This window comes from Tistrella mobilis KA081020-065 (assembly GCF_000264455.2).
GTDB lineage: Bacteria > Pseudomonadota > Alphaproteobacteria > Tistrellales > Tistrellaceae > Tistrella > Tistrella mobilis.
In genome coordinates this window covers 2,796,939-2,816,794 of record NC_017956.1, presented here as the reverse complement: position 1 = coordinate 2,816,794, position 19,856 = coordinate 2,796,939, and the positions used below count along the sequence as shown (strand labels likewise).

The window sequence follows — 19,856 nt, the reverse complement described above, 5'->3', positions numbered from 1 at the left end:
GCAGGTGCGGGACCGGCCCTGAAAAACGTCGGCTGTCGGATCTGGCGGCGGATCAGGCTGGCAGGTTGCGGCAGAGCACGTCCAGGCAGGCCTGTCGCACGGCGACGCCCAGCTCCACCTGATCCAGGATCACGCTGCGGTCGATGTCGTCGGCCAGCTCGCTGTCGATCTCGACGCCGCGATTCATCGGTCCCGGATGCATGACCAGCGCATCGGGGGCGGCCACCGCCAGCTTCTGGTAGGACAGGCCGTAGAAGTGGAAGTATTCGCGGATCGAGGGGATGAAGGCGCCGTGCATGCGCTCCAGCTGCAGGCGGAGCATCATCACGATGTCGACGCCTTCCAGCCCCTCTTCCATCCGGTTGTAGACCTTGACACCCATGCGCTCGATCGCCGTCGGCACCAGGGTCGGCGGCGCGATCAGCCGCACCTCGGCGCCGATGGCGTTCAGCAGATGGATGTTCGAACGCGCGACCCGGCTGTGCAGGATGTCGCCGCAGATCGCGACCTTGAGCCCGGCGATCCGGCCGCGGCGGCGGCGGATGGTCAGCGCATCCAGCAGGGCCTGGGTCGGGTGCTCGTGATTGCCGTCGCCGGCATTGATCACCCCGGCATGGACCTTTTCCGAGAGCAGCTTCACCGCGCCGCTGTCGCCATGGCGCACCACCAGGATGTCGGGATGCATGGCGTTCAGCGTCTGGGCGGTGTCGATCAGGGTTTCGCCCTTCTTCACGCTCGACGTCGCCACCGACATGTTGATCGCGTCGGCACCGAGCCGCTTCGCCGCCAGCTCGAACGAGGTGCGGGTGCGGGTCGAGTTCTCGAAGAACAGGTTGATGACCGTCCGGCCCTTCAGCGTCGACCGCTTCTTCTCGGCCTGCCGGTTCAGGTCGACATAGCCGTCGGCCAGGTCGAGAAGATAGCCGATTTCGTCGGCGGTCAGCCCCTCGATGCCGAGCAGGTGGCGGTGTGCGTAGCCGGTGTCCATGTGGCAGTCCCTTGACCCGACGGCCCGGCGAGCGGCTGTCGCCGGCCGTGCGCGTGCGACGGCGGGCGCGGAAGGACCCTTCCGCACCTCGGCGGCGGACTATACGGGAGGGGGGACCGCTTCCGCAAGCCCGGTGCAAACCCTGATGAGCGTGTGGCCGGTCAGGCGAAGCGCCGGCCGCGGTCCCGGCGATAGGCCATCAGCGTCACCCAGGCGAAGACGATGCCCCAGCCCAGCAGCCAGGCCCAGTGCACCAGCGGCAGCGGCCCGTCGGCAATGGCGCTCCAGGCCAGTTCGGCATAGTGCCGGGTGGGGGTGAGCAGCGAGATCTGGTTGACGATCGCGGGCAGCATGTCCGGCGGCAGCCACAGCCCGCCCAGGAAGGCCAGCGGGAAATAGACCAGATGGGCGATCGGCACGCTGGCCCGGGCCGTGACACTGAAGCCGATGGCGAGACCGAGCAGGGCGAAGGGCACGCCGCCCAGCACCAGCACCAGCAGCAGTTTCAGGCAGGCGAGAAAGGTGAGCGTGGCACCGTTGATCAGCACCGCGAGCAGGATGACCGGGGCCACGGCCGCGAGCGAGAAGGCAAGGGCGGTCGCCACCTGGGCGGCGATGCGCGGGCCGCCGCCGGCCGGCAGGGTGCGCAGATAGGTGAACCAGGGCCGTTCCCGCGACTGGGCGACGCCGACACCGAACTGGAAGAAGGCGACCCCCAGCACGCCGAACAGCCCCCAGGCGGCGGCGAGGCGCCCGGCCTCGGCCGGGTTGGAGGCGTTGGTTGCGCCGAAGAACAGGTAGAGCAGCGAGGGCATGGCCACGGTCGACATGGCGAACGAGCTGGACCGGCCGAGTTCCTTGAGATTGGCCGCCAGATGCGCGCCGAACAGCCGGCCGAAACCGGGTGCGGCGGGCGCCGTCGCCACCTGGGCGAGACCGGCCTGCTGCGGGCGGGTGGTTTCGGTTCCGGCCATCACGCAGCCTCCCCACGGCCGGTGCGCACGATCGACATCAGCGCCTCCTCGAGCGTTGCCGCCCGGACTTCGAGATCGGAGAAGGGCGCCCCGCTCATCACCAGGGCGCGGACCGTGTCGTCTGCGCGGGCGGTGACCAGGACGATTTCGGTGCCCGAGCGCTCGACCCGTTCGATGCCGAGCGCCTTGGCGTCGAGCGGCGGCAGATGGGCGGCAGTGAAGCGGACCCGGCGCAGGCTGACCCGGCCGCGGATGTCGTCGAGCGCGCCTTCCGCGACCACGCGCCCCTGATCGATCACCGCGATCCGCCGGGCGAGCGCCTCGGCCTCTTCCAGATAATGGGTGGTGAGCAGCACCGTGCCGCCGCCGGCGACATAACCGTCGACGGCCGCCCAGAGCATACGCCGCGCTTCGACATCGAGGCCCGTGGTCGGCTCGTCGAGGAAGACCGCGGCCGGGCGGCCGGCGAAGGCGAGCGCCACCGCCAGCCGGCGCTTCTGCCCGCCGGACAGCCCGCCGGTCTGGCGGGCGGCAAGCGGGGTGAGGCCGAAACGGTCGAGCAGTTCCGCCTTGGGCACCGGGTTCGGATAATGGGCCGAGACCAGATCGATGACCTCGCCCACCTTCAGCGTTTCGGGGAAGCCGGTGTCCTGGGGGGTGGCGCCGACCATGGCGCGTGCCGCCGGATCGTCGGGGCTGCGGCCGAACAGCTCTACCCGGCCCTGATCGGGCCTGCGCAGACCCAGCAGAAGGGAAAGTGCCGTGCTCTTGCCGGCCCCGTTCGGGCCGAGCAGGGCCAGCACCTCGCCGCGGTGAAGTGTCAGGTCGATGCCGTCCAGCGCGGCCATCGCGCCATAACGCTTGGTCACGCCGATCAGGGCCGCGGCCACATCGGCTGTGGCGCTGCGGCGGGCGGGATCGGTGGCGGCGACGGACCTGGACTGTCTCGGCTGGCTCACGGTTTCCTGTCCCTGCGGCGGATGATCGTCTCGTTCCGGCACGCGGTGGCGCCTTTGGGCTTGGCGGTAACGCCTTGGAAGCACGAGGTCAAGCCGAAAGCTGTGCGGGGCGTCACGGCACGACCAGGGCCAGCATCAGCGGCATGGTGATCAGCGCCGCGAAGGTGCTGACGGTGATGACGGCGGCGGCGAGCGGTGCATCGCCCCCAAGCTGGCGGGCGAGAATATAGGCCGATGTCGCCGTCGGACATGCGGCAAAGAGTACCGCCACGGTCCGGGTGGTGTCGTCGGCGCCGAAGGGCCAGAGGATCAGCAGGGCGATCAGCGGCATACCGAGCAGCTTGATGGCGCCCGAAAACCCGATCGCGAAGGCCGCCCGGCCGTCCAGATGCAGCGACAGCCCGGCGCCCACCGACAAAAGCGCCAGCGGCAGAGAGCCGCGGGCCAGGATGTCGAGCACGCCGTCGACCACCGGCGGCAGGCCCAGCCCCGAGACACCGAGCGGAATGCCGATCGCGCAGGCGATGATCAACGGGTTGGTGACGATCAGCCGGAGCAGAGGCGGGCGTGGCGGCGCGTCCTCGCCCGGCGGGACGGCACAGGCCGCCACGCAGATCACCGAAATCAGGTTCAGCAGCGGCACCATCGCCGCCACCGCAAGACCGGCGAGCGCCATGCCCTGCTTGCCGGCGATGGCGGTGGTGGCCGCGAAGGCGACATAGGTGTTGTAGCGCAACGCTCCCTGAAAGACCGAACTGAAGCCCGGCCCGTCCACCGGCAGCAGGCGGCGGATCAGGACCAGCGCGCCCGCCATGATCAGGATGCCGCCGGTGAGCGCCGCCGCCATCGGCACGGCGCTGGCGGCAGGAAAGGCGCCGCGGGCGGTGCTGGTGATCAGCAGGGCCGGAAACAGCACCAGATAGGTCAGCCGGTCGATCATCGGCCAGAAGGCATCGCCCGGGATCTTCGCCCGCCTGAGCCCGGCGCCGAGCAGGATGACGGCGAAGACGGGCAGCAGGGCAAGGAAGGTCTCGGTCATCGGGCGATCCGGCGAGGACGGGCGGGGCGCCAAGCATGATCCGCACCGAGCTGGCGTGCAATCCCTGCGGTCGCAGAGCGGACGTATGGTCCTGCATGAATCTGCGGAATTGAACGGTGTTCGGGTGCGGAAAGGTTGCGTCATCACCGGTCAGCGGCCAATCTTGGCGGCAAGATGAACCTCGCGGGGGGCTTTCGACCCGCGCCGGCCGCCCCCGCGCCGGAAGAAGAGGTGAAGATGACCGAGTTGAACGAATTGCTGGGCGCCGTCTCGGGCGTCGTCTGGGGGCCGGTGACGCTTGTGCTGCTGCTGGGCACCGGCGTCTATCTGATGCTGGGGCTGGGTTTCCTGCCGCTCCGGCGCATCGGTACCGGCTTCGCGCTGGCCTTCGGGCGGCGCAAACCGGGCGATACGGCCGTGGCGGGCGAGATCAGCCCCTTCCAGGCGCTGGCCACGGCGCTGTCGGCCACCATCGGCACCGGTAATATCGCCGGCGTCGCCACCGCCATCGCGCTCGGGGGCCCGGGGGCGGTGTTCTGGATGTGGATCACCGCGCTTTTCGGCATGGCGACCAAGTTTTCCGAAGCCGTGCTGGCGGTGAAGTACCGCGAAACCGACCTGTCCGGCGCCCATGTCGGCGGGCCGATGTATTACATCCGCAACGGGTTGGGCGCGAAATGGGCCTGGCTCGGTCTGCTTTTCGCACTGTTCGGCATGCTGGCGGGCTTCGGCATCGGCAACACGGTGCAGGCCAATTCCATCTCCACCGCCATGGAGCACAGCTTCGGCGTGCCGCTCTGGGTCAGCGGGCTGGTGATGATGGTCCTGGTCTTCGTGGTCGTGATCGGCGGTGTCCGCCGTATCGGGGCGGTGGCCGAGAAGCTGGTGCCGGCGATGGCGGTGTTCTATATCGGCGGTGCGTTGCTGGTCATCCTGCTCGGCATCGACCGGGTGCCGGCGGCGTTCGCGACGATCATCGACGGCGCCTTCAACGGCACCGCCGCGGCCGGCGGCTTTGCCGGGGCGACGGTGATGGCCGCGATCCGCTTCGGCGTCGCGCGCGGCATCTTTTCGAACGAGGCGGGTCTGGGCAGCGCCCCGATCGCCCATGCCGCCGCCCGGACCAATGATCCGGTCCGCCAGGGCCTGATCGCGATGCTCGGCACCTTCATCGACACCATCATCGTCTGCACCATGACGGCGCTGGTGATCGTGATGTCGGGCCTGTGGACCGAGGGTGCCAGCGGCGCCCCGCTCAGTTCCGCGGCCTTCGAGGCGGGGCTGCCCGGTTTCGGCGGCTGGATCGTCACCATCGGCCTGGTGCTGTTCGCCTTCACCACCATTCTGGGCTGGAGCTATTACGGCGAGCGCTGCGCCCAGTTCCTGTTCGGCCCCAAGGTCATCCTGCCCTACCGGCTGGCCTGGGTGGCGGCGCTGTTCGCGGGCGCCGTCGCCGATCTGGGCCTGGTCTGGACGATCGCCGACATCCTGAACGCGCTGATGGCGGTGCCCAACCTCATCGCCCTGCTGGCGCTGTCGGGCACGGTGTTCGCCACCGTGAAGGCCTGGAAGGCCGGCCAGGACTGATCGGCCTCTGCCGATCAGTCCTGGCCCGCACGGGTTTTGAACCGGGCGCGCAGCTCTGCGGCGCGCCCGGGCTTTTCCACCTGGCGGCCGCGGGCGATGGCCAGCGCATCCGGGGCCACATCTTCGGTGATCACCGAACCGGTGGCGATATAGGCGCCGTCGCCGATCGTCACCGGCGCCACCAGGCAGCTGTCGGAGCCGATGAAGGCATCGGCGCCGATCACCGTCTGCCATTTGCCGACGCCGTCATAATTGCAGGTGATGGTGCCCGCGCCCAGATTGCTGCGCGCGCCGATCCGGGCATCGCCGACATAGGACAGATGGTTGACCTTGGCGCCCTCGCCGAGCGTCGCATTCTTGATCTCGACGAAATTGCCGACATGGGCGTTCCGGCCAAGCTCTGCCCCCGGCCGCAGCCGGGCGAAGGGACCGACCGTCGCACCGCCGTCGACGGTGCAGCCCTCCAGATGGCTGAAGGCGCGGATCACGACACCGTCGGCGATGCTGACCCCGGCGCCGATCACCACATTCGGCTCTATGATCACGTCGCGGCCGATGCGGGTATCGGCCGAGAGGAAGACGGTCTCGGGCGCCACCAGCGTCGCCCCTTCATCCATGGCACGCAGACGAAGCCGGGCCTGCAGCGCGGCCTCGGCCGCGGCCAGCTCGCTGCGGGCATTGACGCCCAGCACCTCGTCGGCAGCGGCGGCTTCGACGGCCACGGCGCTGCGGCCATCGGCCCGGGCGATGGCGACCGCATCGGTCAGATAGTATTCGCCCTTGGCGTTGTCGTTGCCGATCCGGTCCAGGATCGACAGGGCGGCTGCGGCATCCAGGCACATCACGCCTGAATTGCACAGGCCGATGGCGCGTTCTTCGATTGTCGCCTCCCGGAACTCGACGATCGCCTCCAGCCGGCCATCGGCATCGAGCTTAAGCCGGCCATAGGCGCCGGGATCGGCCGGGCGGAAGCCCAGAACCGCAACCGCGGCATCCTGCACGCGCCGGGCCTCTGCCAGTGCGGCCAGGGTTTCGGGCCGGATCAGCGGCGTGTCGCCATAAAGCACCATGACGTCGCCGCCGTCGGCGGCGGCCGCCTCCAGCGCCGGCCGGGCGGCCAGCACCGCATGGGCCGTGCCCAGCTGGTCGGTCTGGTCGTGGACGGTGACGTCGGGGGCGGTCTTGGCCAGCACCGCCCGCACCCGATCGCCACCGGCACCCACCACCACCGCGATCCGGTCGGGCGCCAGGCTTCGCGCACCGTCGATCACATGCAGCACCATCGCGCGCCCGGCCACGGCATGCAGCACCTTGGGCAGGTCGGAACGCATACGGGTGCCCTTGCCGGCGGCGAGAACGATGCAGGTGATCGGGGTCATGGGGAACGGCCTCAGCGAAGACAGGCAGAATGGGTGGGCCGACGATAGCCCGGCACGGGCGGCGCTGCCAGCCTGCAGCGCGCCCATGCTGCGCCCCCCGGGATTGACGGCGCCCGGGATTGACGGCGCCCGGGATTGACGGAGACCGGGCGGCGACCGAAGATCCCCGCCGCCATTCATCCACAGCCACATCGCGCCGTACCAGAAAGCTCCCCTCCATGACCGGTGTCCGTTTCGACCGCCCCTTGCGCATCCTGCAGGTGATTGAGGCGACCCTGGGGGGCGCCGGGCGCAATGTCATCGACCTGGCCGAGGGCATGGCGGCGCGCGGCCATCAGGTCACCCTGGTCTGGTCGGCCGAACGTGCCGACGGCCCCTTCCTGGCCGGGCTGCGCCAGCTGGGCGGGCGGGTGGAGACGGTGGAGCTGTCGATGCGCCCCGATCTGCATCCGGGCGACCGCCGGGATCTGGCGGCGCTCCGTGCGATCATCGCGGCCTCGGGGCCGCTGGACGTGCTGCATCTTCACGGGTCCAAGGCCGGGCTGCTGGGCCTGTTGGCGGCCCGGCGGCAGCGGATCCGGGCAAGGGTCTACACCCCCCACGGCCTGGCGACGCTCGACCCCGATCGGGGCATGATCGGGCGGATCACCGCCGGGCTGCGGGAACGGCTGCTTGCCGCGCGCGCGACCCGGATCATCGCCGTCTCCGAGGACGAGCGTGTCCATGCCCGGGAATATCTGAAGATCGATCGCCGCCGGCTGGAGCGGGTGGCGAACGGCATCGCACCGCCCGAACCGGTGACCCGCGCCCAGGCCCGCACCGAACTGGGCCTGCCCCAGGAGGCGCTGGTGGTGGGCTTCGTCGGTCGGCTGGTCGCCGAAAAGGGCGCCGACCGGCTGCCGGCACTGGCCGAGGCGGTGCGGCAGATGGGGCTGGATCCCGTCTGGGCGGTGGTCGGCGACGGCCGCGATGCCGGCCGGATCCGCGCCGAGGCGAAGCGGCGCGGCATCGACCGGATGGCCTGGCTGGGGGTGCAGAACGGCGCCCGGGCCATGGCCGCCTTCGACCTGCTGGTCGTGCCCAGCCGCTGGCAGGGCCTGCCCTACACCCTGATCGAGGCTTTGCACCGCCGGCTGCCGACGGTGGTCATGGATGCAGGCGGTGCCCGCGAGGTCCATGGCACGGGCCAGGCCGGCATCGTGACCCCCGCGGGCGACGTTCAGGCGATGGCGGCGGCGGTGGCCGGGCTGCTCGCCGACGAACCCGCCCGCCGCCGCATGGCCGAGGCGGCGGGCGGGCTTGCCCGGGAATATTCGGTCGAGGCGATGGTCGAGCGCACGCTCGGCGTCTATGCCCGGGCCCTGGCCCAGGGCTGAGCGTCACCCGGCGGCAAAGCCGGTCGATCGGGACAGGGGCTCCCAGGTCGCGATCTCATCCCGCATCGCCTCCAGCTTCTGCGTCACCAGGCCCAGCGCATCCGCGCCCAGAAACAGCCGCACGGGTGGTGCGTCCGCCGCGACCAGGGCAAGGAGCGCCTGTGCCGCCTTGTCCGGATCGCCCGGCTGATGGCCGCTCTTGGCCTGGCGGGCGGCGCGGATCGGATCCATCACCCCGTCATAGTCGGCGATGCTGCGCGGCGTGCGGTCCATGGAACGGCCGGCCCAGTCGGTCCGGAACTGCCCCGGGGCCAACGCCGTGACCCGGATCCCGAACGGTGCCACTTCCTTGCCCAGGGCTTCGGATATGCCTTCGAGCGCGAATTTGCTGCCGCAATAGAAGCTGATCCCGGGCATGGTGATGAACCCGCCCATCGAGGTGACGTTGACGATATGGCCGCGGCGCCGCGCACGCATGCCCGGCAGCACCGCCTTGATCATCGCCACAGGGCCGAAGACGTTCGCAGCGAACTGGCGCCGGAGATCGTCGAGGCTCGATTCTTCCAGCACGCCTTCATGACCATAACCGGCATTGTTGACCAGCACGTCGATCGGGCCGGCCGCAGCCTCGGCCCTTGCAACCGCCTCCGGTATGGCGTCGTAATCCGTGACGTCGAGCACCAGCGGACAGGCGCGATCCGGTGCCAGGGCGGCGAAACGCCCGGCATCTTCCGCCCGGCGCACGGTGCCGATCACCCGGTGGCCGGCGGCGAGCGCACCGGCCGCGAAGGCGCGGCCAAGGCCCGAACTGACACCGGTGATCAGGAAGGTTTTCGAGAGGTCGTTCATCATGTCGGCTCCGCCAGTCGATCAAAAACTATATCATGATATAAATCTGAAATACGGCTCTGCAAGCCCGAGGGCGTCATGAGCACGCGCGAGCGGATCCTGATTGCGGCAGAACGTCTGCTGGGGACGGGACGGCCGGATTTCTCCATGCGCGAACTGGCGGCGGAAGCCGGTGTCAGCTTCGCGACGCCTTTCAACCAGTTCGGCAGCAAGCTTGCGATCATGCAGGCGATGTCGGCGGCGCTGATCGCGGAAATGCACCGGCGCTTCGCGGCCGCCCCGCCGCCGGCGGATGCGCCGGGGCGCGTGCTGGCGGCGGTCGGGGTTGCGGCTGGGGTGATGCTCGAACAGCCGGCGGTGAACCGTGCCGTGATGGGCGCGATCGGGGCGCCGGCGGCAGAACCAGGCACGGTTCTGGCCGCATCCCGTGCGCTCTGGGCGGCGGCAATCGGCGCCGGCGCCGGGCTTGCGGCGCCGGCATATGCCGCGACGGTCCTGCCCGACCAGCTGGCCTTCGGCTTTCGTGGCGTGCTGTCCTTCTGGACGGCGGGGGAGCTGACCGATGCCGATCTGCCGGTCCAGGCCCGAAAGGCGGCGGCCGCGGTGCTGCTGGGCTTCGTCGTGCCGGAGCGGCGCGATGCGCTGATGGCGATCCTGGCCGGAGCCCCGGACTGACACCGCGCTTGCGGGCCTCGGTCCGGGGCTCCGGGGGAGCGGTCAGACGGTCTTGACCATCACATGGCGGACGACGGTGTAGTCCTCCAGCGCGTACATGCTCATATCCTTGCCATAGCCGGACTGCTTGATGCCGCCATGGGGCATTTCGTTGGTCAGCATGAAGTGGCAGTTGACCCAGGTGCAGCCGTATTGCAGGCGCGAGGCCGTCGCCAGCGCCTTCTTCACGTCGCTGGACCAGACCGAAGAGGCGAGGCCGTAATCGCTGTCATTGGCCCAGGCCACCGCCTCGTCGACATCCGAGAACCGGGTGACCGAGACCACCGGCCCGAAGACCTCGCGGCGGACGATCTCGTCGGACTGGCGGGCGCCGGCGACCACCGTCGGTTCGTAGAAGAAGCCGCGGCCCGGCGCCTGGCGGCCGCCGGTGGTGATCTCCACATGATCCAGCTCGCTCGCCCGCTCCACGAAAGAGGCGACGCGGGCGCGCTGACGGGCGGAGATCAGCGGGCCGATATCGTTCTGGCTGTCGTCGGCCTGTGCGAACCGAAGCCCCTGTACGGCCGAGGACAGATCGGCGACCAGCCGGTCGTAGATCTTCGGCCCGGCATAGATCCGGCAGGCGGCGGTGCAGTCCTGGCCGGCATTGTAGTAGCCGAAGATCTTCACGCCTTCGACCACCGCTTCCAGATCGGCATCGTCGAACACGATCACCGGCGCCTTGCCGCCCAGTTCCAGATGGGTGCGCTTCACCGAGCGCGCCGCCGCGGTCAGCACCTTCTTGCCGGTGGCGATGTCGCCGGTAAGCGAGACCATCGACACGCCCGGATGATCGATCAGCCGCTGGCCGACGCTTTCGCCGCGCCCGACGACCACATTGACCACGCCTTCGGGGAAGATTTCGGCGATCAGACCCGCCAGTTTCAGCATGGTGAGCGGGGTCTGTTCCGAGGGCTTGATCACCACGGTGTTGCCGCCGGCGAGCGCCGGGGCGAGCTTCCAGGCCGCCATCATCAGCGGGTAGTTCCAGGGCGCGATCGAGGCGACCACACCCACCGGATCTCGGCGGATCATCGAGGTATGGCCGGCAAGATATTCGCCCGCCACCGCGCCGTGCATACAGCGCGCGGCGCCGGCGAAGAAGCGGAAACAGTCGACGATCGCCGGGATCTCATCGGCGAGCACCGCATGGCGCGGCTTGCCGCAATTCAGGGCTTCCAGCGCCGCGAAGCCTTCGGCCTCGTCCTCGATGCGCTGGGCGAGTTTCAGCAGCAGGGCGGCACGTTCGGCCGGCGTGGTGCGCGACCAGGCGGTGAAGGCCCGGCCGGCCGCCGCCACCGCTGCATCCACCTGATCGGGGGAGGCCTCGGGCAGGTCGAGCAGAACCTCTTCGGTCTTGGGGTTCAGGATCGTCTCGGGCGTGTCGGTGCCCGCGACGAAATCGGCGCCGATCAGCATGCGCGTGTCCAGGGGCGTGTTCGCATCCATCGGACGGTCTCCTATTTTCCGGAGCCTTCGACCGCTTCGCCGCCGCGGGTGAGGTAATAGGCGGCGAGGATCGGCAGGAAGGTGACGATGATGACCAGCACCGCGACGACATTGGTCACCGGCCGCTGCCGCGGGCGCACCAGTTCCGACAGCATCCAGATCGGCAGGGTGGACTGCTGACCGGCGGTGAAGGTGGTGACGATGACCTCGTCGAAGGACAGCGCGAAGGCGAGCATGCCGCCCGCGAGCAGCGCCGTCGCGGTGTTGGGCAGGATCACGTGAAAGAAGGTCTGGAAGGCGTTGCCGCCGAGATCCATCGAGGCCTCGATCAGCGACGGGTTGAGCCGGCGCAGCCGGGCCACGGCATTGTTGTAGACGACCACGATGCAGAAGGTCGCGTGGCCGAGCACGATGGTCCAGAACGAGAAGGGGATGTCGGCCACGCCGAAGGCGGTGCGCATCGCCATGCCGGTGACGATGCCGGGCAGCGCGATCGGCAGGATCAGCAGCAGGGTCACCGGCTCGCGCCCGAAGAAGGCGAAGCGGGCAAGGGCGCCTGCGGCCAGCGTGCCCAGCACCAGGGCCAGCGCGGTGGCCATGGCGGCCGCCTTCAGCGACAGGCCGACCGCATCCCAGATGTCCTGACGCTGCCAGACCACCGCGAACCACTTGAGCGTCAGCCCCGGCGGCGGGAAGGCATAGGATTTCTCTTCGGTCGTGAAGGCATAGAGGACGATGAAGGCCAGCGGCAGATGCATGAACAGGATACCGAAGCCGGCCGCGAGCTTCAGCCCGCGCGAGGGGCGGGAGAGGTCAGACCGCATCGAAGGCCCCCATGCGCTTGGCGGCGGTCAGGAACAGGGCCATGACCAGGATCGGCACCACCGCGAAGGCGGCGGCGAGCGGCAGGTTGCCGGCGACACCCTGCTGCATGTAGACCGCCTGGCCCAGCACCAGCGCCGAGGTGCCGATCACCTGCGGCACGATGTAGTCGCCGAGGGTGAGCGAGAAGGTGAAAATGCCGCCCGCCACCACCCCCGGCATGGCCAGCGGCAGCACGACGTTGCGGAAGGTCTGGCCGGGCGTGCCCCCCAGATCCGACGAGGCCTCGATCATGCTGGCCGGCACCCGTTCCAGTGCGGCCTGGATCGGCAGGATCATGAAGGGCAGCCAGAGATAGAGGAACACCACCACCATGCCGGTATAGCTGACCGAAAGCGACGGGCCGCCGACCAGCGGCAGCGACAGCCAGGCATCGAGCAGGCCCGCGAGCCCCAGCCGGTCCGCGAACCAGCCGATCGCGCCTTCCTTGGCCAGCAGCAGCTTCCAGGCGTAGAGCTTGACCAGATAGCTGGACCAGAGCGGCATCATCACCGCCAGATAGAAGGCGGCCTTCATCCGGCCGCGGGCATAGCGGGCGGCATACCAGGCGACGGGGAAGCCGATCACCGCTGCAAGCACCGTCACCACGGCAGCGATCGTGATGGTGCGCAGCACGATGTCGAGATTGGCCGGGCGCATCAGCTCGCCGAAGGTCTTGAGCGTCGGCTCGTAGATCAGCGTGCCGGCGAATTCGTCGATCGAGAACAGCGAATGGGCGAGCAGGGTGAAGAGCGCGCCCAGATAGACCACGCCCAGCCAGAGCAGCGGCGGCACCAGCAGAGAGAGCAGCAGCAGGCGCCTGCGACGCAGCAGCAGGTCCGAAAGCCGGCGGACGGGACCGCCTGCCATGGCGGGCGGCGGGGCGGCCGCGGCGGCGGTGCTCATGCCTCCTCCATCGGCGCCAGCGCCGCGGGATCGAAGGCGAGGGTGACCCGGCTGCCGGTTGCGGGAACCGCCCGGCCGGCGGGCACGGCGGCGGCGAGTACGGGGCCCGCATCGGTGCGCACGCTCAACCGGCGCACGGGCCCCTGATAGAGGATGTCGGTGAGGACGCCCGGCAGCGCCATCCGGCCCGGGGGCACGGGGGCGGCGCCGGCCAGGACCTCGATCTTTTCCGGGCGGAGCGAGGCGAGCCGGGCGGGGCCGCCGGCGGCCCCGGCGGTTGCCGGCTCCAGCACATTGGCGGCCCCCACGAAGCCCGCGACGAAGCGGGTGCGCGGGCGTTCGTAAATCGCCTCGGGCGTGTCGACCTGAACGATGCGGCCCTGGTCGAAGACGGCGACCCGGTCGGCCATCGACAGCGCCTCGCCCTGATCATGGGTCACGAAGACGAAGGTGAGACCCAGCCGGCGCTGCAGGGCTTTCAGCTCCACCTGCATCTCTTCGCGCAGCTTGAGGTCGAGGGCGCCCAAAGGCTCGTCGAGCAGCAGCACCTTCGGCTCCAGCACCAGCGCCCGGGCCAGAGCCACGCGCTGACGCTGACCGCCCGACAGCTGGGCCGGCCGGCGGTCGCCGAAGCCGTCGAGACGGACCAGAGCCAGGGCCCGGGCGGCGCTGTCGCGGCGGCGGCGGCGGTCGATACCGCGCATCTTCAGCCCGTAGGCGACATTGTCGAGCACCGAGAGATGCGGGAAGAGGGCGTAATCCTGGAAGACGGTGTTCACCGCCCGGGCATAGGGCGGCACGCCCTCGGCCGTCTCGCCGAAAATCTCGATATGGCCGGAGGTCGGCTGCTCGAACCCGGCGATCAGCCTGAGACAGGTGGTCTTGCCCGATCCCGAGGGGCCGAGCATGGCGAAGAATTCGCCCGCGCCGACCTCGAGATCGACCGCATCCACCGCCCGCACCGGCCCGAAATGGCGCGAGACCCTGGCGAAGCGAACGGCCGTGACGGCCGGACCGGCCCCGGCGGCCGAGCTGTCGGGAGAAGAGGGCATCGTGAACATGTGCCATTCAGCTGTTCGGAAGGGCGCGGGGGATGGCGGTGAAGGCACGGCGATATGACCGTGCCTTCGCGAGGGCCGCGATCAGCGGCCGCCCAGCACCGCGATATAATCCGAGACCCAGCGGTAATAGGGCACGCAGCCTTCGGCCTGGCTTTCGCATTTCGAAACCGGGGTGCGCCAGAAGCTGATCCGGTCGAAATTGCCCATGCCGTTGGTGGCGCAGCCCTCGTCGCCCAGCAGCGCATTGCCCGTGCAGGCGGCAGGCACCGCGGGCACCGAGCCGAACCAGGCGGCGAGATCGCCCTGCACCTTGGGCGAGAGCGAATGCTCCATCCACATATAGGCGCAGTTCGGATGCGCCGCTTCGGCATGCATCATGGTGGTGTCGGCCCAGCCGGTGGCGCCTTCTTCAGGGATGGTCGAGGCGATCGGCTTGTTCTCGGCCTTGAGCAGGTTGACCTGGAACGGCCAGGAGGACGAGGCGACGACGCCCTCATTGGTGAAATCGTCGATCTGGACCATGGCGTCGTGCCAGTAGCGGTGCACGATCTGGCGCTGGCCGCGCAGCAGGTCGAGCGCCGCCTTGTACTGGGCCTCGGTCAGTTCGTAAGGATCCTTGATCCCCAGCTCCGGCTTGTGGGCCTTGAGGTAGAGGGCTGCGTCGGCAATGTAGATCGGGCCGTCGAAGGCCTGGATGCGGCCCTTGTTCGACTTGCCGTCGGGCAGGGTGGTCTCTTCGAAGACCACCTTCCACGAGGTGGGTGCCTCTTTGAACACCTCGGTCGAATACATCAGGACGTTGGAGCCCCATTGATAGGGCGTGCCGTAATGCACCCCGCCGACCGTGTGCCAGGCGGCGCTCTTCAACCGGTCGTCGACGGTGCCCCAGCTCGGGATCAGGTCGGTGTTGATCGGCTGGACCTTCTTGCCCGCGATCAGCCGCAGGCTGGCATCGCCCGAGGCGGTGACGAGGTCGAAACCGCCCTCGTTCATCAGCGCCACCATCTCGTCTGAAGTGCCGGCGGTCTTCACATTGACCTTGCAGCCGGTCTTCTCTTCGAACCCGGTCACCCAGTCATAATTCTTGTCGGTGTCGCCGCGTTCGATATAGCCCGGCCAGGCGACGATATCGACGCGGCCTTCCCCCGGGCCCAGGGCCTTCATCATCTCGGCCGACATGGCGGCGTCGGCGCCTGCGATCTGACCCGCGGCCAAAGCGGTGCCCACGGCCCCCGCGACCAACCTCTTGATGCGCATGGAACTCTCCCTGACGGTGCAAGCCGGCCGCACGGCGCCGGGCCACTGCCCTGCCGCCGTCTCCCCGCGGTCCGATGTCCGGGAACAAGTCTGCGCGCGTGTGGCTCCACCGCGCCACACCAAAGCATCGTTGGGTTTCCATCGGAAAAACCGATGCCCTGGATGGCATGTCGTCGGACGGGTCAGTCGTGGCCGAGGATGTCGGCGTTGTGCTCGCCGAGTTGCGGGGCGCGGCGATGAATGCCCGGCCGTTCACCGCCGAGCGAGAGCGGCAGGCCCACCACCTCCAGCCCGGCCTCGGGGATGGTCTCCACGATGTCGAGGGCGGCGAGCTGGGCATCGGCCGCGATGTCGGCGAGGCTGTTGATCGGGGCGCAGGGGATGCCGGCGGCCTCCAGCCGTTCGGCCCAGTCTGCCTTGCTGCGGGTGCGCATGATCGCCTCCAGCTCGGGCAGTAGCACCGCCTTGTTGGCGACCCTGAGACCGTTGCTGGCATAGCGCGGATCCGTGGCCCAGTCGGGGCGGCCCACCGCGCGGGCGAGCTTTGCGAACAGCCGGTCGTTGGCGGCGGCGACCACGATTTCGCCGTCGGCGGTGGGCAGCGACTGGAAGACAACGACATTGGGATTGCCGCTGGCATGGCGCTGGGGTTGCCGGCCGGTCACCTTGAAGGCGGCGAAATAGATCGACAGCCAGCCCATCGCCGTTTCAAGCAACGAGACATCGACCGTGGTGCCCCGCCCTGTCTGCCCGCGCTGAAGCAGGGCGGCCATGCAGCCCAGTGCCGCCCAGACCCCCGTGCCCAGATCGAGTACCTGCATGCCGACCCGCGACGGCGGCCCGTCGGGTGTGCCGTTGATGCTGAAAATGCCGGCGAAGGCCTGGACGATCGGTTCGTAGCCGGGCGTCAGCCGCATCGGCCCGCGGGCGCCGAAGGCCCAGAGCGAGCAGTAGATGAGCTTCGGGTTGATGGCGGCCAGGCTGTCCGCATCCAGCCCCATCTGTTCCATCATGCCCGGTCGCATGTTCTGGACCAGGATATCGGCATCGGCCAGCAGCCGGCGCAGTTCGGCCATACCTGCCGGATCCTTGAGATCCAGCGTGATGCCGCGCTTGTTGCGGTTCATGGCATGGAAGGTGACGGCAGTGTCGCCGGCGAAGGGGGGCCCCAGCCACGGGCATCGTCGCCGCCTTCGGGACGTTCCACCTTGATCACATCGGCGCCGAGGGTGGCCAGGATTTCGCCGGCATGGGGGCCGGCCAGATTCTGGGCGATCTCGATCACGCGGATCCCGTCGAGGGGCAGGATTGATGCCGGGGGCAGCATGGGCAGGGCTCCTTCAGCGACCGGTGAAGGCCGGGGCGCGGCGTTCGACGAAATGGGCGACGCCCTCGCGGAAATCCTCGGTCGCGAAGCACTTCACCTGTTCTGAATCGGCAAGATGGGTGGCGGTGGCGAGGTCCTGGAACAGCCCGGCATAGAGCTGCTGCTTGATGATCCGCATCGAGCGTGGCGAGGAGAACTCGGCAAGGTCGGCCGCGACGGCATGTACGGCCTCGATGAAACCTTCGGCCGGCAGCGCCCTGACCAGGCCCAGCGCCGCCGCCTCGCGTCCGGTCAGCACGCGGCCCGACAGCAGCAGGTCGGCGGCGGCCATCGGCCCGATCAGCCGGGGCAGGATCCAGGCCGAGCCGTGTTCCGCGATCAGCCCGCGGCGGGCGAAGGCGGTGGTGAGCTTGGCGTCCTCGACCATGTAACGCAGGTCGCAATAGAGCGTGATGCAGAGCCCGACCCCGGCCGCAGCACCGTTGATCGCGGCCACGATCGGCTTGGGCACATCGAGCAGCCAGGAATAGCGCTGGCCGAAATTGTCGGGCGTGTAGTCACGGGCGGCGGCCGGTGCCGCCTTGCTCTCCCCCGGTGCCGCAGGCGTCAGCCGCCCCATATCGGCCCCGGCACAGAAGCCGCGGCCGGCGCCGGTAACCATGATCGCCCGCACCGCGTCGTCGGCGACGGCACGGTCCATGGCCGCGCGGAATTCCGCCTCCATGCGCGGTGTCCAGGCATTCATCTTGTCGGGGCGGTTGAGGGTGAGCGTCGCAACCCGCCCGGTCACCATATAGAGCACCTCGGCGTTGGTGCCCGTCTCCGCTGCGTCGGCCATGCCGTTCTCCCCGTCCTGTCGCGTGTTTTGGCCTTTTCTGGATAACAGCGGCCGACAGGACGCGGAAGACGGTTCAGGTTTGTGGAGATCAGATACACATATGTGAATCCAGATGCAGCGCAGGCCGCGCCGTCGTCCACATATGTGGACATGCAGACATATATATGGAAAAACAAAACACATCTGCGAAACGGTCGCCGGGTCGCGGCCCTTCTGCCTATACTTTGGACGCTGCAAGGCGGGAGGAACGCCGGAGCGTGATGCTCTGCAGTCGCCGAAGAATGAGGCGGATCTGCCGGCCACCTGCCGGAGACATCGAAGATCCGCCGGCAAAAAAACGGGCAGTCCGAACCATGTCGATCACGCAGAAGGGAGACGTCCACGTCTCGACCGACGGCCATGTCACGGTCCTCGAGATCCGGCGTCCACCGAACAATTTCTTCGACCTCGACCTCATCCGTGATCTGTCGAGCCTGGTCGAGGCGCTGGACGAGGACAGCGACTGTCGGGCTATCCTGCTCGCCTCGGAGGGCAAGGCCTTCTGCGCCGGCGCTGATTTCCAGCGCCGCCCGGCCGAACTGGCCGGGGCGGTTGAAGACCGCAACCCCCTCTATTCCGAGGCGGTGCGCCTGTTCCACAACCGCAAGCCGATCGTTGCCGCGGTGCAGGGGCCGGCGATCGGTGGCGGGTTGGGCTTGTCGCTGGTGGCGGATTTCCGGGTGGCCGCACCCGAAGCGCGCTTCGGGGCCAATTTCGTCAAGCTGGGCATTCATCCGGGCTTCGGGCTGACCCATACCCTGCCGCGGGTGATCGGTGTCCAGAAGGCGCAGTGGATGTTCATGACCGGGCGGCGCCTGACCGGCGAGGAGGCCGCGGCCGTCGGCCTCGTTGATCTGCTGGTCCCGGCCGACCGGCTGCGTGCCGAGGCGATGGCCCTGGCGCAGGAGATCGCCGAGGGCGCACCGCTTGCGGTTCAGTCGACCCGCGCCACCCTGCGCCGGGGATTGGCCGATGCGGTGCAGGCCCAGACCGATCACGAATTCGTCGAGCAGAAATGGCTCGCCCGGACAGAAGACCACCGCGAAGGCATCCGCGCCGTCGCCGAACGTCGCCCGGGCCGCTTCGTCGCCCGCTGACCAAAGACACCTCACCCGGATCTGCCGGCTCCACGCGACGCTCAAGATCGCGGCGGCAGGATCCTTGCGCCCTGCATCAGACAAGGGAGGACAACGGATGATCAATCGCCGCAGTTTTGTGAAGCTCGCCGCCGCCGGCGCGGCCGCGGGCAGTTTCGGCATGCCCTGGATCGCTCGTGCGGCGAAGCCGATCACCCTGAAACTGGCGGATTCGCTGCCGACCACCCATTACTCGATGCCGATCATCAAACACTGGATCAAGCAGATCGAGGAGGGGACCGAGGGGCGGATCAGGTTCGAGCACTACCCCGCCGAACAGCTCGCCAGCGCCCGGGACCTGCTGGATGCGGTGCAGACCCGCATCGCCGACGTCGCCTATATTCCCGCGCAGTATTTTTCCGAGAAGCTGCCGATGGCGACGGTCGGCAGCCTGCCGATCCCTGAGATCAAGGCCGATATCTACGCGCTTGAAGCCGCCTATTACGAGATCGGCCTGGGCATTCTGGACGAGGTGGAGTTCAGGGATGCCGGCATCCGGGCGCTCAGGGCCTCGTCGACCGAGGCCTACAACCTGCACATGGTCAGCCGCAAAATCGTGACCCTGGACGACCTCGCGGGTCAGAAGATCCGGGTCGGCGGCAATGTCCAGCAGCAGGCGATCACGGCGCTTGGCGGTATCCCGGTCACCGTCACCCCGCCTGAGATCTACAACGCCATGCAGAACGGCACGCTGGACGGCACCGTCTTCCACATTCCGAGCATCCATTCCTACAAGCTGAACGATCTGGTGCGTTACAGCACCGACAACCTCAATCTGGGCGTGTTCAACAGCTATTATGCGATGAACCGCGACCTTTGGGACGATCTGCCGCCCGATATCCAGGCCGTGTTCGACAAGGTCGGCCGCGAGTTGATCAGGTTCGAGGGCGACACCATCTCGCGCCAGTCCGATACCTGGCGGACGGAATTCCGCAAACAGGGGATCGAGGTCTACGATCTGGCGCCCGAGGTGATCGACGAGACCACCCGGCGGCTGACGCCGATCCGGCAGAAATGGGCGGAGCTGTACGAGACCCGCAACCTGCCGGCCGAGCGCGTGGTCGATGCCTGGGTCGCGGCGCTCAAGAAGCACGCCCGGGCCTGAGGGAGGGCGGGG

Annotated in this window: 17 protein-coding genes and 1 pseudogene; 5 read left to right on the top strand and 13 right to left on the bottom strand. The window is 68.8% G+C overall.

Annotated elements, in window-relative coordinates:
* Positions 1 to 52: 52 nt before the first annotated feature.
* The 4 genes from TMO_RS12820 to TMO_RS12805 all read right to left on the bottom strand — a co-directional run bounded on the left by TMO_RS12820 (position 53) and on the right by TMO_RS12805 (position 3,960).
* Positions 53 to 988 (bottom strand): aspartate carbamoyltransferase catalytic subunit, encoded by a 936-nt coding sequence (locus TMO_RS12820; protein ID WP_014746061.1) that lies wholly within the window; start codon positions 986 to 988, stop codon positions 53 to 55.
* Positions 989 to 1,149: 161 nt separating this feature from the next.
* Positions 1,150 to 1,962 carry an ABC transporter permease gene (locus TMO_RS12815; RefSeq protein WP_014746060.1) on the bottom strand — a complete coding sequence of 271 codons (813 nt, stop codon included), beginning with the start codon at positions 1,960 to 1,962 and terminating at the stop codon, positions 1,150 to 1,152.
* Positions 1,962 to 2,810, bottom strand: coding sequence for an ABC transporter ATP-binding protein (locus TMO_RS12810; protein WP_051045514.1), 849 nt, complete (start codon positions 2,808 to 2,810; stop codon positions 1,962 to 1,964). The genes TMO_RS12815 and TMO_RS12810 overlap by 1 nt, the downstream gene beginning before the upstream one ends.
* A 223-nt stretch (positions 2,811 to 3,033) precedes the next feature.
* Positions 3,034 to 3,960 (bottom strand): AEC family transporter, encoded by a 927-nt coding sequence (locus TMO_RS12805; RefSeq protein WP_014746058.1) that lies wholly within the window; start codon positions 3,958 to 3,960, stop codon positions 3,034 to 3,036.
* A gap of 237 nt (positions 3,961 to 4,197) precedes the next feature.
* On the opposite strand from TMO_RS12805, the gene TMO_RS12800 reads away from it, so the two are divergent.
* Entirely contained in the window at positions 4,198 to 5,547 is a 1,350-nt protein-coding gene (locus TMO_RS12800; protein WP_041606261.1) for an alanine/glycine:cation symporter family protein, read from the top strand.
* 14 nt (positions 5,548 to 5,561) lie between these two features.
* On the opposite strand, the gene glmU is transcribed toward TMO_RS12800, so the two are convergent.
* A complete protein-coding gene (gene glmU, locus TMO_RS12795) occupies positions 5,562 to 6,926 on the bottom strand; it encodes a bifunctional UDP-N-acetylglucosamine diphosphorylase/glucosamine-1-phosphate N-acetyltransferase GlmU (protein ID WP_014746056.1) in 1,365 nt (454 codons plus the stop codon).
* A 218-nt stretch (positions 6,927 to 7,144) separates the two neighbouring features.
* Here glmU and TMO_RS12790 point away from each other — a divergent pair, with 218 nt between their 5' ends.
* Positions 7,145 to 8,302 carry a glycosyltransferase family 4 protein gene (locus TMO_RS12790; protein WP_014746055.1) on the top strand — a complete coding sequence of 386 codons (1,158 nt, stop codon included), beginning with the start codon at positions 7,145 to 7,147 and terminating at the stop codon, positions 8,300 to 8,302.
* Between the two features lie 3 nt (positions 8,303 to 8,305).
* On the opposite strand, the gene TMO_RS12785 is transcribed toward TMO_RS12790, so the two are convergent.
* Positions 8,306 to 9,154 (bottom strand): oxidoreductase, encoded by an 849-nt coding sequence (locus TMO_RS12785; protein WP_014746054.1) that lies wholly within the window; start codon positions 9,152 to 9,154, stop codon positions 8,306 to 8,308.
* A 75-nt stretch (positions 9,155 to 9,229) separates the two neighbouring features.
* On the opposite strand from TMO_RS12785, the gene TMO_RS12780 reads away from it, so the two are divergent.
* Positions 9,230 to 9,826 (top strand): TetR/AcrR family transcriptional regulator, encoded by a 597-nt coding sequence (locus tag TMO_RS12780; RefSeq protein ID WP_014746053.1) that lies wholly within the window; start codon positions 9,230 to 9,232, stop codon positions 9,824 to 9,826.
* Positions 9,827 to 9,868: 42 nt separating this feature from the next.
* Here the strand turns inward: TMO_RS12780 and TMO_RS12775 are convergent, their stop codons facing one another.
* The 7 genes and pseudogenes from TMO_RS12775 to TMO_RS12745 all read right to left on the bottom strand — a co-directional run bounded on the left by TMO_RS12775 (position 9,869) and on the right by TMO_RS12745 (position 17,564).
* Positions 9,869 to 11,296, bottom strand: coding sequence for a gamma-aminobutyraldehyde dehydrogenase (locus TMO_RS12775; RefSeq protein WP_086015170.1), 1,428 nt, complete (start codon positions 11,294 to 11,296; stop codon positions 9,869 to 9,871).
* 29 nt (positions 11,297 to 11,325) lie between these two features.
* Entirely contained in the window at positions 11,326 to 12,138 is an 813-nt protein-coding gene (locus TMO_RS12770; protein ID WP_014746051.1) for an ABC transporter permease, read from the bottom strand.
* The gene (locus TMO_RS12765; RefSeq protein WP_014746050.1) at positions 12,128 to 13,081 is read right to left on the bottom strand and encodes an ABC transporter permease; all 954 of its coding nucleotides are present in this window, start codon (positions 13,079 to 13,081) and stop codon (positions 12,128 to 12,130) included. Before TMO_RS12765 ends, TMO_RS12770 begins: the two co-directional genes overlap by 11 nt.
* Positions 13,078 to 14,142 (bottom strand): ABC transporter ATP-binding protein, encoded by a 1,065-nt coding sequence (locus TMO_RS12760; protein ID WP_014746049.1) that lies wholly within the window; start codon positions 14,140 to 14,142, stop codon positions 13,078 to 13,080. Before TMO_RS12760 ends, TMO_RS12765 begins: the two co-directional genes overlap by 4 nt.
* A gap of 81 nt (positions 14,143 to 14,223) precedes the next feature.
* Positions 14,224 to 15,321: an ABC transporter substrate-binding protein gene (locus TMO_RS12755; protein WP_086015169.1), complete on the bottom strand. Its 1,098-nt coding sequence runs from the start codon at positions 15,319 to 15,321 to the stop codon at positions 14,224 to 14,226.
* A gap of 260 nt (positions 15,322 to 15,581) precedes the next feature.
* Positions 15,582 to 16,726, bottom strand: a pseudogene (locus tag TMO_RS12750) (CaiB/BaiF CoA transferase family protein).
* A 13-nt stretch (positions 16,727 to 16,739) separates the two neighbouring features.
* Positions 16,740 to 17,564 carry an enoyl-CoA hydratase-related protein gene (locus tag TMO_RS12745; protein WP_014746045.1) on the bottom strand — a complete coding sequence of 275 codons (825 nt, stop codon included), beginning with the start codon at positions 17,562 to 17,564 and terminating at the stop codon, positions 16,740 to 16,742.
* Positions 17,565 to 17,917: 353 nt separating this feature from the next.
* Between TMO_RS12745 and TMO_RS12740 the strand changes: the two genes are divergently transcribed.
* Together TMO_RS12740 and dctP are read left to right on the top strand one after the other, a co-directional pair.
* Positions 17,918 to 18,700 (top strand): enoyl-CoA hydratase/isomerase family protein, encoded by a 783-nt coding sequence (locus tag TMO_RS12740; protein ID WP_014746044.1) that lies wholly within the window; start codon positions 17,918 to 17,920, stop codon positions 18,698 to 18,700.
* Positions 18,701 to 18,797: 97 nt separating this feature from the next.
* Positions 18,798 to 19,844: a TRAP transporter substrate-binding protein DctP gene (gene dctP, locus TMO_RS12735; protein WP_014746043.1), complete on the top strand. Its 1,047-nt coding sequence runs from the start codon at positions 18,798 to 18,800 to the stop codon at positions 19,842 to 19,844.
* The last annotated feature ends 12 nt before the right edge of the window (positions 19,845 to 19,856 follow it).

Excerpts from the sequence above, each read along its gene's own strand:
- TMO_RS12780 (WP_014746053.1), top strand. The coding sequence starts at position 9,230 with ATGAGCACGCGCGAGCGGATCCTGATTGCGGCAGAACGTCTGCTGGGG.
- TMO_RS12820 (WP_014746061.1), bottom strand. The coding sequence starts at position 988 with ATGGACACCGGCTACGCACACCGCCACCTGCTCGGCATCGAGGGGCTG.
- TMO_RS12785 (WP_014746054.1), bottom strand. The coding sequence starts at position 9,154 with ATGATGAACGACCTCTCGAAAACCTTCCTGATCACCGGTGTCAGTTCG.
- TMO_RS12805 (WP_014746058.1), bottom strand. The coding sequence starts at position 3,960 with ATGACCGAGACCTTCCTTGCCCTGCTGCCCGTCTTCGCCGTCATCCTG.
- TMO_RS12740 (WP_014746044.1), top strand. The coding sequence starts at position 17,918 with ATGTCGATCACGCAGAAGGGAGACGTCCACGTCTCGACCGACGGCCAT.
- TMO_RS12745 (WP_014746045.1), bottom strand. The coding sequence starts at position 17,564 with ATGGCCGACGCAGCGGAGACGGGCACCAACGCCGAGGTGCTCTATATG.
- TMO_RS12755 (WP_086015169.1), bottom strand. The coding sequence starts at position 15,321 with ATGTCGGCCGAGATGATGAAGGCCCTGGGCCCGGGGGAAGGCCGCGTC.
- TMO_RS12765 (WP_014746050.1), bottom strand. The coding sequence starts at position 13,081 with ATGAGCACCGCCGCCGCGGCCGCCCCGCCGCCCGCCATGGCAGGCGGT.
- TMO_RS12790 (WP_014746055.1), top strand. The coding sequence starts at position 7,145 with ATGACCGGTGTCCGTTTCGACCGCCCCTTGCGCATCCTGCAGGTGATT.
- TMO_RS12800 (WP_041606261.1), top strand. The coding sequence starts at position 4,198 with ATGACCGAGTTGAACGAATTGCTGGGCGCCGTCTCGGGCGTCGTCTGG.
- TMO_RS12770 (WP_014746051.1), bottom strand. The coding sequence starts at position 12,138 with ATGCGGTCTGACCTCTCCCGCCCCTCGCGCGGGCTGAAGCTCGCGGCC.
- glmU (WP_014746056.1), bottom strand. The coding sequence starts at position 6,926 with ATGACCCCGATCACCTGCATCGTTCTCGCCGCCGGCAAGGGCACCCGT.
- TMO_RS12810 (WP_051045514.1), bottom strand. The coding sequence starts at position 2,810 with ATGGCCGCGCTGGACGGCATCGACCTGACACTTCACCGCGGCGAGGTG.
- TMO_RS12815 (WP_014746060.1), bottom strand. The coding sequence starts at position 1,962 with ATGGCCGGAACCGAAACCACCCGCCCGCAGCAGGCCGGTCTCGCCCAG.
- TMO_RS12760 (WP_014746049.1), bottom strand. The coding sequence starts at position 14,142 with ATGTTCACGATGCCCTCTTCTCCCGACAGCTCGGCCGCCGGGGCCGGT.
- dctP (WP_014746043.1), top strand. The coding sequence starts at position 18,798 with ATGATCAATCGCCGCAGTTTTGTGAAGCTCGCCGCCGCCGGCGCGGCC.